This window comes from Nodosilinea sp. LEGE 07298, from assembly GCF_015207265.1.
Classification (GTDB): Bacteria; Cyanobacteriota; Cyanobacteriia; order Phormidesmidales; family Phormidesmidaceae; genus Nodosilinea.
In genome coordinates, this window is the sequence record NZ_JADEXE010000043.1 from 1 (window position 1) to 14,407 (window position 14,407).

Here is a 14,407-nt window from a genome sequence, read left to right on the forward strand (position 1 = left end):
TCAACAAATTGCTCGAATAGCGCGTTTATCATGGGACGCTAACTCATTGACTCTAAGCGGCCAGGGGTAACGTCTTTAGCTTATCCAATTGACCGCACTAGTACGAATGATCACCTTAACAGGGGTAGGTTTAAGGTCTGTGCCTCGCCTTGAACCTTAAACCTTGCACCCTGTACCTTCTACCTAAACCCCATCTACAGCACTTCGTGGGTGTACTTGTGCTGCTTGACGTTGTCGTTTTTAGAAATTTTGCGCTGGTTGTTGAGCACCCGTTTTTTCTCGGTGGTGTAGTTGAGCTCGCGGTGGATGGTGCCTACGGGTACCAGATTCACCGCCTCGGGCCGAGATTGGTAGGTGCGGGCGGCGGCTAAAATACGCTCTTCGTAGTCGGCGCAGGGCTGGGCCGGAGCAGCGGAAATGTCGCCTAGATCCATCGCTAGGGCCTGGGCCATGGTGGTGCCGCAGATGGCGCTGTAGGAGGTGGGCACGCCCTGTAGCACCGATTGCAGGTAGGACGATGGAATTGGCTCTAGAATTTGCAGCTCGACCACGTCTCCCTCCTGGCGCAGGTAGCAGGTGGCACGTCCGATCACCACGTAGCTATCGGCGGGCAGAGTGTCGGCGGGGGTTTGAGGTGCGGTTTGAACCATGAAGTTTTACCAAAAGTTTCGACAGAGAAGACGATGGTCAGAGATTGGTCCTTGCAGGGCCATCCGAACAGCGGAAAACCTATCCACTGCACGGATCTGCATTCTAGCCCTGGAGGAAAAGGGGACGCGATCGCGCCCTTGAACTGTCACAAAACACAACTTCTGCTACTGGTGTGCCTGGTGCCACTCCTGGGCCTGCTGCTGAATGGCGTCTAGTTCTTCTGGCTTCATCCGGTCTAGGTTCTTGAGAATAAAGCTCATGCGGCCCTGGGTTTGTAGTTTGTCGCGGTGGCGGTGCAAAAAGTCCCAGTAGAAAAAGTTAAACGGGCAGGCGTCTTCCCCCGTGCGCGCTTTAGGGTTGTAGCGGCAGCCTTTGCAGTAGTCGCTCATCTTGTTCACGTAGTTGGCCGACGAGGCGTAGGGCTTAGAGGCCAGCAGCCCGCCATCGGCAAACAGGCCCATGCCAATCACGTTGGTCTGCATTACCCAGTCGTAGGCGTCGATAAATGCGGCGTGAAACCAGTCTTTTACCTGCTGGGGTTTGAACCCGGCAATTAGCGAAAAGTTGCTGAGAATCATCAGCCGCTGAATGTGGTGGGCGTAGCCGGTGCGCTTGGTTTGGTCGATCGCCTGGTGCAGGCAGTTCATCTCCACCTCGCCAGTCCAGAAAAACTCGGGCAGCGGCTGCTGGTGGTCAAACCAGTTGCGATCGCTGTAGTCGGCCTCAAAGTGGCTGTAGAGGCCGCGCATGTACTCGCGCCAGCCCATCACTTGGCGAATGAAGCCTTCCACGCTGTTGAGGGGCAGGTCGTGTTCTGCAAACGCTTCCTCCACCCGCTCGATCACCTCCAGTGGGTGCAACAGGCCTAGGTTCAGGTAGGGCGACAGCAGCGCGTGCCACATGGTTTCTTCACCGGTGACCATAGCGTCTTGGTAGGGGCCAAAGGTCTCTAGCCGCTCTGCAATGAACACCTCCAGCACCTCCAGCGCCTGGTCGCGGGTGACGGCCCAGTTGAAGGGAGTCGTGTTGCCAAAGGTCGGAATTTTCAACCCCTCAACCTTGTCGATCACAGATTGTGTGGTGGCGTCGGGCTCAAACCAGTGGGGAGCCGGGGTGCTGAGCTTGCCTTTGGGCGGCTTGCGGTTGTCTTTGTCAAAGTTCCACTGACCGCCGACGGGCTGGTCGGCCTCCATCAGCACGTCGAAGCGCTTGCGGCCCTCTCGGTAAAAGCTCTCCATGAGCAGGCTCTTGCGCTGGTTGGCCCAAGTGTTGAAGTCGTCGGTTTTCCAGAGAAAGAGGTTGTTGTCGAGCCGGGTGAGCTGGCAGGGTAAATCTAAATCGTCTAGCCAGGCGGTAAACGGATGATCGACCGGGTCCATGAGCCGTAGTTCGGTAATGCCCTCGGCCTTGATCCAGTTGCGCAGGGCGGTTTCGGTGTCAGCGGCGATCGCATAGGTGACGGGCCATCCGGCCTCTTCAAGCCCATCTGCAAAGTGGCGCATGGCCGACCACACCAGCACCAGCTTTTGCCGGTGGTAGTGGCGCTCCTGGGCGAAGGTTAGCGACTCTACCAAAAGAACCGGGACATCTTTGCTTTCGCAGCTGGCCAGGGCCGCCTGGTTTTGCCACAGCTGGTTGCCGAGTACCCAAACCCCAATGGTCATTGCCCTTTCCCCTAAGCTGTCTGCTTGTCTACGGTCTGTTTTATTGTCGCGTAGGTGAGCGCCGAGGGAATGGGCAGATCGGTTACAAAGACCGCTAAGGCGCTGATGACAGTCCTGGGCTAGGGCAGTAGAGCGCGCAACTGGGGTAGATACTGTGGGAAAATTTTACTTACTGCCACGGCTAACTCAGCCTTTGACCCATGACTCGCGATTTGCGCAGCAATCGGGAACCGATTTGGAACGGGTATTCGCCCCAAAATAGCGTCCCTGCTTACCCGCAGCCCCATGCCTATTGGCAGCAGGCTCCGGCCTCAGAGGTTGATCCAGTGCTGCGGGCGACGCAGTATTTAAGCCTGCTGCGAGATTTGGCCGTACAGCCTAGCTGGGTTAGCCTTGACCATATTGCCGATCCGCCGGGGGCCGCTCTGATCTGGATTGGGCTCCACATTCACGAGGTCAATCAGCCGCTCAACGCTATTTTGAGCGATCTTTTGGCCTGTTTTGAGGTGAGCCAACGGCCTAGAGTTCAGCTTTTTGCGGCTCCTATTGCCACTCGGGCGGGGGTCGATGGGTTTTGCAGCGATCGCAGCGTTCCGACCACCCTGATGGTCGACCCTAGCCGCATTGTGCCCGCCGACTGGCCAGGGCTGGTGGCCCACGAGCTGGCTCATAGCGTAGCGGGGGCTAGCGGGCACGGGGTTGAGTTTGAGCGCGCGATCGCTCACCTGTGCCTGGCTCAAGACCTGCCAGTGCCCGCGCCTACTATAGATGCCAATGCCCTGAGCCACTGGCCCCCCTGCCGCCGCCACCCTCAGCCAGAGACGTTTTGGCTAGGGCAAACAGTCTAGTACTCTGCGGGGCAAGTTTAGATACTATTCGCCGGGAGCTAGGGAGCAGGGGGGCTAGGGAGCCAAGTAATTTGGAATGGTGGGCATATTTAAGCCGTCGAGTACTAGCCATTGCGATCGGGATACTCATCATTGAGTCGGTATCGAGATATAGCCATAGTCACGTTGGTTAGGACATCCAGAAACCCTATGAACGTTCAAACGTTTGAACGTTCATAGGAGACCTGTCTTAACCAGACTGGCCACAGCTATAGATGCCCGACCACTGCGCAAATCGAAGCCATAACCGACCCGGTTTGGCTGCTCGGCTTCCCCATTGAGTGGGAGAATAGCCAAGACCCGCTTACAGGATTTTTGCAGACTATGAAACGCCTACTGGCCATGCTGGCACTCGCCCTGATGTTTTGGGGTTTCGGCTTTGCCGCTGCCGAAGCCGCCATTCCCGACGATGTGCAAAAGCTGCTCGACACCAAAAAGTGCCAGGTGTGCATTCTCAACGACGCTGACCTTAGCAACACCGACCTAAACGGAGCCAACCTCAAGATTGCTGTGCTCACCGGGGCCAACCTGGTGGGTGCCGACCTGGGCAACGCCAACCTCATGCTCACCGAGATGGAAGGGGTTAACCTGAGTGGAGCTAGCCTGGCTGGCGCTCAGATGAATGGAGCTAACCTACCCGGTGCCAACCTCTCTGGGGCTGACCTAACCAATGTCGAGATGACCCAGGCCAACCTATCTGACGCCAATCTTTCTGATGCCGACCTTAGCGGTGCGGTAATGCTGAGCGTTACCCTGGGCACCGCCAATCTAAAAGGAGCCAACCTGAAAGGCGCTAACCTACGCGGCGTTAACCGCAGCATGGTGCTGTTTTGTAACACTACTATGCCCGACGGCAGCATCGAGAATCGCGATTGCTAAGCATTCTCTTTGCCGTAGGCCTGCCAAGCCAGATCTACTAGCCCGTTGACAATGGCGGCAGCCACCACGGCGCTGCCTTTGCGGCCGTTGATCCGCACGTGGGGCACCATGGTGTCTTGCAGACGGTCTTTGACGACGGCGGTATCGATAAACCCGGCGGGGGTGGCCACCACCAGGGCAGGGCGCACCTTTTCTGAATCGATTAGATCGACCAGGGCCGCCAGCGCAGCCTCAGAGGCACCGACCACAAAAATGCCCTCGGGGTAGCGCTGGGCCAGGGTTTCTATACCCCAAGATGCCTGGCTTTTGCCCTTTTGGGGGCGAGTCAGGGCATCCATGCTGCAGTACACCGGGTTGGCAAACGTATTTTGAATGCTAGGGGTAATGCCCACCTGCACCATCGGTACATCCACAATGATAGTGGTACGGGCCGCTAGGGCTGCTGCCCCCGACTGCAACGCCTGTTCAGAAAAGTGAATGTGGTCTTTGAAGTCAAAGTCTGCGGTGGCGTAAATCACCCGCCGCACGATTTCGTACTCCGAGGGCGAGAAGCTGTGGTCGCCAATTTCGGAGTCGATGACTCGCAGGCTGTGGGCATCGGTCACATGCCATTCCATAAAAGCTGGGGAAGTGGGGTCAGATTGCTGGGCTAAGTGTAGCCAGGTCTGGGTGGCAACGCAATGGGTAGAGGCAGGAAGCCGCTTCGTGTCTCTATCCCCTCATCCCCTTGTGAGAATAGTTCGGATCGCTTCGACTAACTGCTCTACCTGGGGGCGCTGAATCCAGTAGTGGGTGACGGCACGTAGGGTGCGATCGCCGTAACCGCCCGTATACAAACCATAGTCGGCGCGCAGGGTTTTGATCAGGTGCTCAGGGGAGATGTCTATGTCCTGGGCCAAATTGAAAAACACCATGTTGGTCTCAACCACGGCTGGGTCGATCTCTAGGCCGGGAATGTTGGCCAACCCCTGGGCTAGGGCCTGGGCGTTGTCGTGGTCAGTCTGAAGGCGCTGGGTCATGGTTTTGAGGGCCAAAATGCCTGCCGCCGCCAGCACGCCCGCCTGGCGCATGCCGCCGCCGAGCAGCTTGCGGTGGCGGCGAGCCTGGTGAATAAAGGCCTCGCTGCCCACCAGCACCGACCCCACCGGGGCGCACAGCCCTTTGCTGAGGCACACGCTCACCGAGTCAACATGGCTGGTAATGGCGGTGGGGTCTACCCCGAGGGCGGTGGTGGCGTTGAACAGTCGCGCCCCATCGAGATGCACACTGAGGTTGTGCGACTGGGCCAGGGTGCTGATAGATTCGAAATACTCGGGTGCGATCGCCGCGCCGTTGTTGCCTCCCGAGCTGTTCTCTAGCAAAATTAGGCGGCTGTGGGGCAGGTGGGGGTTGTCAACCCGAATAGCGGCTGCGATCGCCTCTAGCGCCATGCGGCCTCGGCTGTCGGTGGGCAGCGGACGAGTCGTGATGCCGCCCAGCACGGCGATACCCCCGGCTTCCCAGCAGAAGGTGTGGGCATCTTCGCCCAAAATGGCTTCGTCGCCGCGCTGGGCGTGGGTGAGGGCGGCGATCAGGTTGCCCTGGGTACCGCTGGTGACAAATAGCCCCGCCTCTTTACCCAATAGGTTAGCAGCCAGGGTTTCTAGCTCGTTGACGGTGGGGTCTTCGCCGTAGACATCATCGCCCAGTTCGGCGGCAGCCATGGCCTCGTGCATAGCGGGGGTGGGCCAGGTGACAGTGTCGGAGCGAAAGTCAGCGGAGGGATGAATAGTCGCCATAGGGAGGGAAGAGCTTGAGGGTGGAGTGGGGCTGGGCTGGAGGATGCAACTCGATAACCGGATAGCAAGCGTTTAGAACAATTCTGGCAGCAAAAATACCGAATGATGCTGTACCCCCTCAGGAGCGGCGGCCCTGCGCCCATCCATAGGGGATTGTTTACTCGTCAGAAACATCCTTGGCCGCCATCATCATTTGGATTAAACCATCAATCATGCGCTCTTGTTCTAGGGGAAGAATATCGCTGCCGTGTAAGACATTTTGAATGATCAGATAGTGCACTAAGGAACCGGCAAAAATCCGGGCAGAGACTACAGGATCAGGCAAATTGAGCTGAGGTTGAGACGTAAAGTAGAGGGCGAGCTTTTCAAGCAACGGCTTTTGAACGGTGCGGATAAAGGTTTTAGCCAATTCTGGAAATTGCTCAGACTCGCCAATCATTAATCGCATCAAAGTTAAGAGCGATTGGTTGTTAGAAAACTCCGTTAGCACTGAAGTAGCCATGTGACGCAGGACCTGATCGGGTGGCGTTTGCAGGTCAAAATCAGCATGCAAATTGAAAATGATCTGATTGGTGTTTTGCGTGAGCCACTGGATCAACGCGACAAACAGCCCTTCTTTGTCGTGAAAGTAGGTGTAGAGAGTCGACTTAGAAACCCCGGCTACGGCAGCAATCCGGTCCATGCTAGCGGCGGTATAGCCATAGGTTGTAAATACCTCCAGGGCACCCGTCAAGATTGCCCCGGCCTTATTGGTTGGATCGCCAATGAACGGGCTGAAGAGCCTGGGCTGATCTGAAGCATTCACGCTGGGGAACTCCGCAAAGTTTGTCTGCAGCATAACAAGGCTACCAAGCTCTGGCGTATCGCTAGGCTTTACTAAACCGTTTAGTTGACAATACTGAACGGTTTAGTATGATTGCTGATAGAGCTTTTCGTTTTGTTGGGAGGGAGCTAATGAATTTAGGTGCTCTAAGCCACAGGGCTGCATCGGCTAATTTGTCTCGTCGGTGGCTGGCTTTGGTGGGGACGGCCATTCTGGGCGTGGCGGGGTTTGGGATCTGGAGAGGTTGGCAGGGACGGGTTGCCCAGCAGGCTGAGGTCGAGGTTGTGGCCCCAGCGATCGCAACGGTGACCGCCCTGGGACGGTTAGAGCCCGAGGGCGAGGCGATTAATCTGATTGCGCCCACAGCCACCCAGGAAAGCCGAATTGAGCGGCTGCTGGTGGCAGAGGGCGATCGCGTCGCAGCCGGTCAGGCGATCGCCATTTTGGACAACCGCGATCGCCTCCAGGCCGCCCTGCAACAGGCCCAAGAGCAGGTGCAGGTAGCCCGCGCCCAGCTGGCCCAAGTCGAAGCCGGAGCCAAGTCGGGGGAAATTGCCGCCCAGCAGGCCGAGATCGCTCGATTGGAGGCCGCTCAGGCAGGCGACTTCAGCGGTCAACAGGCCGTGGTCGCGCGTTTAGAGGCCGAAGTCGAAAATGCTCGCGTGGAGTACGAGCGCTACGAATCGCTGTACCAGCAGGGCGGCATTTCGGCCTCCGATCGCGATGCCAGACAGCTCACCTACACCACGGCCCAGCGGCAGCTTCAGGAAGCCCAAGCCTCTCTGGAGCGAATTCGGACCACCAGCCGCAAGCAGATCGATCAAGCCCGCGCTACCCTCGACCAAATTGCCGAGGTGCGGCCCGTGGATGTGGCGGCGGCAGAGGCAGAAGTCGAGGCCGCGATCGCCGCCGTAGCTGAAGCCGAGGCCAATCTGGCCCAGGCGACGGTGCGATCGCCCCAGGCCGGGCAGATTCTCAAAATTCACGCTCGCCCCGGCGAAAAAATTGCCGAGGAAGGCATTGCCACCCTGGGCCAAACCCAGCAGATGCAGGTGGTTGCCGAAGTCTACCAGAGCGACATCAACCAGCTCAAAGTGGGTCAGCCCGCTGAGATTACCTCCACGGTGTTTCCCGAAACGCTGCAGGGCACCGTCGATCGCATTGGCCTACAAGTGCAGCCGCAGCAGGTGGTCAACGAAGACCCTGCCGCCAACATCGACGCCAGGGTGATTGAAGTGTTCATCGACCTGGATGAGGCCGCCAGTCAAACCGTGGCGGGGCTCACGAACCTGCAGGTAACGGCGATGATTGAAACCGAATAGCCGATCCGGCTATATCGCCAGTTCAACAATTAACACTAACAACGCCCAATCCAAAATCTATAGCTACAGTCGCCTGGGTTAGGACATCAGAAAACGTTCAAACGTTTGAACGTTCAAATATTTAGAAGAGAAATGTCTTAACCAGACTGGCTACAGCTATAAAACCCTCAAGCCAAAATCGACCCAGGAGCCACCCCTATGCTTGGCCTGATCAAAACCCTCAAAACGCTGGGCGATCGCACCCCCCTCGGGCTAAAGCAGCTCAAGCACGATCGCCTGCGGCTGCTGACTGCGATCGCAGGCATTACCTTCGCCGATATTTTGATCTTCATGCAGCTGGGGTTTGCCGATGCTCTCTACAAAAGCAACACCCAGTATCCCCGCGCCCTACAGGCCGACCTGGTGATCATCAGCACCCAGGCGAAAAACTTTGGCCAGTTGCGCACGTTTACTCGGCGGCGGCTCTGGCAGGCTCAAGATGTACCCGGTGTCGTCTCTGCCGAACCGTTGTATCTGGGTTCGGTGCAGTGGCGCAACCCTCAAAACCGCCAGCAGACCTCCATGCTGCTGATTGGCCAAAACCCCAGTCAGCCTGCCTTTGACCTGCCCGACGTGAATGCGAAGCTCGATACCATTCGCCTGCCCGACCATGTCTTATTTGACCAGGCCTCGCGCGGCAGCTACGACGAGATGATTGAGCAAGTCAATCGGGGCGAGCGGGTGACGACAGAAATTGGCCTGCGCACCGTGGAGGTGGCCGGGCTGTTTGAAGTGGGCGCATCGTTTTCCGATGATGGCGCGTTGATTACCAGCGACCAGAATTTCTTGCGGCTGTTTCCTAAACGAGAGGCCGGGGCCGTGAGCCTGGGATTGATCAACCTGGAACCAGAGGCCGACCTTGAGCAGGTGAGAGCCGAGCTAGCCGCTCGCTTGCCCGATGATGTGCAGGTGTTAACCCAGGCGGGTTACGTCGATTTTGAGCTTAACGATATCCAGTCTGCGTCGCCGATTGGCTTTGTGTTTGGCCTGGGGTCGGCGATGGGGTTCATCGTTGGCGTGGTGATCGTCTATCAAGTGCTTTCAACCGATGTGAACAGCCACCTGGGCGAGTATGCCACCTTTCGCGCTATGGGCTACCGCAACTCCTACCTGTTGGGCATTGTGGTTGAAGAGGCGATCATTCTGTCGGTGCTGGGCTTTGTGCCCGGCCTGGTGATTGCCCTGGGGGCCTATCAGCTGACGGCTGCGGCCACGGCGTTGCCCCTGGCCATGCCCACCAGCCGGGCCATTACGGTGCTGACGCTCACCTTTGTGATGTGTGGGGCTTCGGGGGCGATCGCCACTCGCCGCCTGCAGGCCGCCGACCCGGCAGATATCTTCTAATTTTTGGATTTTAGACTGGCGATTTTGGATTGCCGCAGGCCGCAGAGCCTATGTAAACCAATAAATTCAATGCTGGTGGGCAGCACCCACCCCACGATTCAAAACTCAAAACTCCTCTAGTTCCTATGTCCACCAATCATTCCATCGTTGTTCATCAGCTCAATCACTCTTTTGGTGCGGGCAACCTGCAAAAACAGGTGCTGTTCGACATTAACCTGGCGATCTCGGCGGGGGAGATTGTGATTATGACTGGGCCATCAGGCTCTGGCAAAACGACACTGCTCACCCTGATTGGCGGTCTGCGATCGGCGCAGACGGGCAGCCTCAAGGTGGTTGGCCATGAAATTACCGGGGCCAGCGAAAATGACCTGGTCAAGGCCCGCCGCAACAATGGCTATATTTTTCAGGCCCACAATTTACACGGCAGCCTGACAGCGATTGAGAATGTGCAGATGGGGCTAGAAGTCCACGGTAATTTAGCCAAGCCCGAACGCCATCGTCAGGCCGCCGCCATGCTAGAAAAGGTCGGCCTGGGCGATCGCATTCACTACTACCCAGCAGATTTATCGGGGGGCCAAAAGCAGCGGGTGGCGATCGCCCGCGCTCTAGTCAGCCGCCCCAAAATTGTGCTGGCCGACGAACCCACCGCCGCCCTCGATAAAAAATCGGGCCGCGACGTGGTTGATATCATGCACGATTTGGCCAAGCAGCAGGGCTGCACAATTCTGCTGGTCACTCACGACAATCGCATTCTCGACATCGCCGATCGCATTGTGTATATGGAAGATGGACGCCTCTCGAAGCAGCCAGAGCTGGCGGAGAGCGCACAATAGTCGTAGGCCTGCCCACGGCTCGCTTGTTCCTGATTAGCTCCCTTCTGTTTAAGTCAGCCCCAGGTTCTTCTATGACCATTCGAGTTTGGACCAGGCAGCGATTGAAATTCGTGGCCATTCTCTTAGCGACGGTTCTACTGCAATCGCTGTGGTTTGCGCTGCCGGGCCACAGCGCCGAGCGCGTCTTTATCAACTTTGGACCGCTAGAGCGCTCGATCGCCGTCGCCGACCTAGAGACCTACGCCCGCACGGGCAAGCTCAACAACGAGTTGGAAAGTTTGAGCCGCTACTTCAGCCCCGAACAGCTCGAACAATTTCGCAACGCGCTCACCCTCAGCGCCGATATTGATGTGGTGACAGTTGCTCAGTTTCTCTACACGCCGCAGGGAGAGGCCATCTTGGATGCCCTGGGAGAAGTGGTGCAAACGGCGAGGCAGCTGAATGGAGCGCGGGCGATTCGGGGGGCGCTGATCTTAGCGGCAGCCGACCCCGATGCCGACTTTAATGTGCTCAGCTTCCTCAAGCATTTCCCCACGGAAGGGGCGCGGGTTGATTTGCAGCAGGTCTCATCGGTAGCTCGGGAAGTGTTGACCACCATCAACCAAACCCAGCAGACGGTGGCTCAAATTGGTCAGCAGGCCACGGCTGCCGCTGGCGAAGCAGGCGACATTGCCTCTGCTCCGGGTAACCCAACCAAGCTAGGGCCATACCGCTGGCAAAAGCAGTCGCTCGATCAGCTGACTCTGCCAACCGACCTCTATCTACCCGACGAGCAGAACGTTCCGCTGGTAATCATTTCCCACGGGTTAGGGGGCGATCGCTCGTCCTTTGCCTACGTGGCTGAGCATTTAGCCTCTCACGGGTTCGCCGTGGCGGTGGTAGAGCACCCCGGCAGTAGCTCAGACCAGATAGAGGCGCTGCTCACAGGCCAAACCAATGAAGCCGTTGATCCCGAAGAGATGGTGCGGCGGGCCACGTCAATTCAAATGCTGCTAGATGAGTTGGCAGCTGCTGCTCAAGGTTCAGCCCTGGGCAATCGAATCGATTTTGAGCGGATTGGTGGTTTGGGACAGTCTTTTGGAGCGTATACGATGCTGGCCCTAGCGGGTGCCACCGTCAACCCGGCATCGTTGGAGCAGAGCTGCCCGCCAGAGCTGTCTAGCCAGCTGAATCTGTCGCTGCTGCTGCAGTGCTCGGTACTCAGGCTGCCCCAGCCGCTGCCTACCCTAGAAGACCGTCGCATCAAAGCAGCGATCGCGATCAATCCCCTCGATAGCGTCGTGTTTGGCGAAGCAGGCATGGCGAATATCGATGTACCGATTCTGATCGTCTCCGGCAGTGCAGATACAGTGACGCCCGCTCTGGCCGAACAAATTCGCCCGTTTACCTGGTTAGAGGTCGCTGAGCGCTACCTGTTGCTGATCAAAAACGGCACTCATTTTTCCACTATTTTTGAGCAACCCGATACAGATACCTTGCCGGTGCCCGCACAGGCGATCGGTCCTAGTCCGATGACCGCGCAGGGCTATATCGAAGCCATGAGTGTGGCCTTCTTTAAAGCCCATCTGGCCGGAGAAAATGACTATCGCCAGTATCTCGACCAGACCTATGTGCAAACGCTTAGCCAGCCCGAGCTACCCCTCTACCTGGTGCGTGATGTTGCGCTGGAGGAATAGCATTGTAGGGTTTTGCTGGTGCAGGCCAAGTCACGCTGCGACAATGGCATTGCGGGGCGATCGCATCCTACAACCAAGCCCTGTTTTGCTATAGCCAGGGGATGATATAGCGTTGCGGGGCGATCGCATCCTATAACCAAGCCTTGTATTGCCATAACCAGGGGTTGATATCGCATTGCAGGGCGATCGCATCGTAAAACCAGGCCGTGACATCGCATTGCAGGGCGATCGCATCGTAAAACCAGGCGGTGATACGCGATGTCCAGGCGGTGATATATAGCCAGAGTCACCTGGGTTAGGACATCCATAAAGCCTGAGAACGTTCAAACGTTTGAACGTTCTCAGGGAAACAGTCCTTACCAGACTGGCTACAGCTATAGCCTTGCAGGTCGGGGCGATCGCTATTATTCGGGCGGCAGTGTTTCGATCACGCGGGCGGGGCTAACGAACGACATGCCCTGCTGGGAGGCGGAGCTGATCATCACGGCTTCGACGACGGGATCGCTGACGGGGGCGGTGGCCTGCCATTGCACAATGAAATTGGCCCCAATGCCGCCGGTAACATCGCTGCGGTCGATGACGACTTCTGTGGAGGCCAGCGGGCCTAGCTGAATCGGCGCATCGAGGTAAGCCATCACGCGATCGCCCGCCGAGTTGTAGTAATCGAGAGTGGAAATCACAATCGGCTGGTTGCGATCGGTGTTGCGCAGGCTGAGCGTAGCCGTGAGCTGAAAGGTGCGGTTTTGGTCAGAGTCAAAAATTTCGGCGTAGACCGGCACGTAGAGCGTTTGCCCCTGTACGGGCGCGGCGATCGCGTCAGCAGCGGCCAGTACTGTAACGCCGGGGCGATCTGCAAACCGCTGCTGCGTCGAGAGGCTGGGCGTGGGGCTGTTGGCCGCAGTCTGGGTCGCGCAGGCCGATAGCATTGCCAGCACCACCCCTAGCAGCGCTCCCTTCAGATTCGCCATCAGACCACCTTTTAAAGTAATGGGCTCAGCATCATGGACCAAGCTAACTGTAGCGGAATGGCGCTGAAATAAGCTCTCGCAGATCGCCGAAAGCCTTGATCTGCCGTAGGGTGGGCACTGCCCACCAGCCTTGATTCAGTGCCACTCAACTGTAGCGTTGTCTTGGCTTAACTGCGAAAGAGTCGGGTGTAGAGGGCCTCGTGCTGCATGGTGGCAAGCGATGTACCCCAGCTGCTGAGGTAGAGATCGTCTAGCGATTGAGCGGCAAGGGCGCGATCGCAGCTTTCCTCCAGCACTGGGTACAGCTCTAGCAGCATCTGCTGGCCCACCGTCTGCCCCAGCGGAATCAGCTTGACGGCGCTGGTAATTAAGTTGGCCGCCCAGCTGTGTAGATAGCCCAGCACGGTCTGTCGCCCGTCGATCTCCCAGTGGGCGGCGAGCAGGGCAAACGCGACGGCAAAGTTGCAGGGGCTGCCCACTGCGCTAAACCAGGGCTTGAGGTCAGGGTGCAGGTGGGTGGCCATGCGCACCAGGGCGCGGCCCATCGCCCAGCTCTGCTGGCGGCTTTCTTCGCTGTCGCGCAGGGCAGAGAGCTGATGATTGAGGGGGGCAAAGAAATCTGGCGCAGGCACTCCCTTGCGATCGCCCCAGCCTGCCTGAGTGGCGGCGTGGTGAACCAGCCCCAGGGCGGCTCCGTCGATCGCCACCAGGCCATGGGCTAGCTCTTGCTCTAGCCAGTGGGTCAGGGCGGCTGGAGTCGTCACAATGCCCTGCTCGACTAGGGTTTCCAGCCCTTCAGAATAGCTGTAGGCCCCGACTGGCAAAGCGGGGCTGGTCAATTGCAGCAGCCGCAGCAGGGCCTGAGCACTAGTTATGGTCATGGCCGTGGTCGTGAATGGGGTTGTGAATTCCCGAACGATAGGCTCCGGCTTCGGGTTCGAAGGGCAGAGTAGCTGGAGTGAGCACTAGCCCGCCGAGCTGAGCCAGCATGGCTTCTAGCACGGGGTCGGGTTCTAATTTGAGGCTGTCTGCCGCCAGTTCTAGAGACACATGGCGGTTGCCCAGGTGGTAAGCGGCTCGCATCAAATCAAACCCTGCATCGGCGGTGACGAGGACCACGGGCTCAGGCTTAGCTATCACCCGAATGAGCCCATCGGTGCCGCGATCGCTTCCCCCATCGCCCCCCAGCAAATCGCCCCCCAGCAAATCGCCGCCGCGCAGCACCGTACCCCGCGCCAGATTGAGGTAGAGCGGCGTGCCATCGTCGGCGGTAAAGCGATGCCGAGACTTGGCGCGATCGCTGGCCGTTAGCGACAGCGTGGCCATCACAGCAGCGGCATCATCGGGGGGCAGCACACGGGTAACGGTCAGCACAGCAGCTTAAAACCAACGTTGAGAGCCAGGCAGCCTATCCGTTTTACCATAGCTGGCAGATATGCCGTTCAATACATACAGATAAACTCGCTATAGCGCTCTGCGGTCGGCCCCAGACCAGGTTCCTTTTTCTGGATTCCTAGGGCAAAGGCCTACCGACGGTCGCTGT

14 protein-coding genes are annotated in these 14,407 nt (G+C 58.0%); 6 read left to right on the forward strand and 8 right to left on the reverse strand.

What is annotated here, in order from left to right; genetic code table 11:
• Positions 1-194 precede the first annotated feature (194 nt).
• Positions 195-650, reverse strand: a complete 456-nt coding sequence (locus tag IQ273_RS08385; RefSeq protein ID WP_194022720.1) for a hypothetical protein — start codon at positions 648-650, stop codon at positions 195-197.
• 165 nt (positions 651-815) lie between these two features.
• Complete coding sequence (locus tag IQ273_RS08390; protein WP_194022721.1) at positions 816-2,315, reverse strand: cryptochrome/photolyase family protein; 1,500 nt, start codon at positions 2,313-2,315, stop codon at positions 816-818.
• Positions 2,316-2,515: 200 nt separating this feature from the next.
• Between IQ273_RS08390 and IQ273_RS08395 the strand changes: the two genes are divergently transcribed.
• Positions 2,516-3,163, forward strand: a complete 648-nt coding sequence (locus IQ273_RS08395) for a hypothetical protein (protein ID WP_194022722.1) — start codon at positions 2,516-2,518, stop codon at positions 3,161-3,163.
• 363 nt (positions 3,164-3,526) lie between these two features.
• Positions 3,527-4,081, forward strand: a complete 555-nt coding sequence (locus IQ273_RS08400; protein WP_194022723.1) for a pentapeptide repeat-containing protein — start codon at positions 3,527-3,529, stop codon at positions 4,079-4,081.
• Here the strand turns inward: IQ273_RS08400 and IQ273_RS08405 are convergent.
• From IQ273_RS08405 to IQ273_RS08415, 3 genes are all read right to left on the reverse strand, one after another.
• Positions 4,078-4,698: a precorrin-8X methylmutase gene (locus IQ273_RS08405; protein WP_194022724.1), complete on the reverse strand. Its 621-nt coding sequence runs from the start codon at positions 4,696-4,698 to the stop codon at positions 4,078-4,080. The genes IQ273_RS08400 and IQ273_RS08405 overlap by 4 nt on opposite strands.
• Positions 4,699-4,800: 102 nt before the next feature.
• Positions 4,801-5,859 carry a low-specificity L-threonine aldolase gene (gene ltaE, locus IQ273_RS08410; protein WP_194022725.1) on the reverse strand — a complete coding sequence of 353 codons (1,059 nt, stop codon included), beginning with the start codon at positions 5,857-5,859 and terminating at the stop codon, positions 4,801-4,803.
• 157 nt (positions 5,860-6,016) lie between these two features.
• A complete protein-coding gene (locus IQ273_RS08415; RefSeq protein WP_194022726.1) occupies positions 6,017-6,697 on the reverse strand; it encodes a TetR/AcrR family transcriptional regulator in 681 nt (226 codons plus the stop codon).
• 116 nt (positions 6,698-6,813) lie between these two features.
• On the opposite strand from IQ273_RS08415, the gene IQ273_RS08420 reads away from it, so the two are divergent.
• From IQ273_RS08420 to IQ273_RS08435, 4 genes are all read left to right on the forward strand, one after another.
• Entirely contained in the window at positions 6,814-8,004 is a 1,191-nt protein-coding gene (locus tag IQ273_RS08420) for an efflux RND transporter periplasmic adaptor subunit (RefSeq protein ID WP_194022727.1), read from the forward strand.
• Between the two features lie 198 nt (positions 8,005-8,202).
• Positions 8,203-9,387, forward strand: coding sequence for an ABC transporter permease DevC (gene devC / locus IQ273_RS08425; protein WP_194022728.1), 1,185 nt, complete (start codon positions 8,203-8,205; stop codon positions 9,385-9,387).
• 125 nt (positions 9,388-9,512) lie between these two features.
• The gene (locus tag IQ273_RS08430; RefSeq protein WP_194022729.1) at positions 9,513-10,220 is read left to right on the forward strand and encodes a DevA family ABC transporter ATP-binding protein; all 708 of its coding nucleotides are present in this window, start codon (positions 9,513-9,515) and stop codon (positions 10,218-10,220) included.
• 71 nt (positions 10,221-10,291) lie between these two features.
• The gene (locus IQ273_RS08435; protein WP_194022730.1) at positions 10,292-11,896 is read left to right on the forward strand and encodes an alpha/beta hydrolase; all 1,605 of its coding nucleotides are present in this window, start codon (positions 10,292-10,294) and stop codon (positions 11,894-11,896) included.
• A gap of 404 nt (positions 11,897-12,300) precedes the next feature.
• Here IQ273_RS08435 and IQ273_RS08440 read toward each other — a convergent pair whose 3' ends face one another.
• The 3 genes from IQ273_RS08440 to ureE all read right to left on the reverse strand — a co-directional run bounded on the left by IQ273_RS08440 (position 12,301) and on the right by ureE (position 14,238).
• Entirely contained in the window at positions 12,301-12,864 is a 564-nt protein-coding gene (locus tag IQ273_RS08440; protein ID WP_194022731.1) for a DUF3124 domain-containing protein, read from the reverse strand.
• Between the two features lie 167 nt (positions 12,865-13,031).
• A complete protein-coding gene (locus IQ273_RS08445) occupies positions 13,032-13,745 on the reverse strand; it encodes an urease accessory protein UreF (RefSeq protein WP_194022732.1) in 714 nt (237 codons plus the stop codon).
• Positions 13,732-14,238 (reverse strand): urease accessory protein UreE, encoded by a 507-nt coding sequence (gene ureE, locus IQ273_RS08450; protein ID WP_194022733.1) that lies wholly within the window; start codon positions 14,236-14,238, stop codon positions 13,732-13,734. The genes IQ273_RS08445 and ureE overlap by 14 nt, the downstream gene beginning before the upstream one ends.
• Between the last annotated feature and the right edge of the window lie 169 nt (positions 14,239-14,407).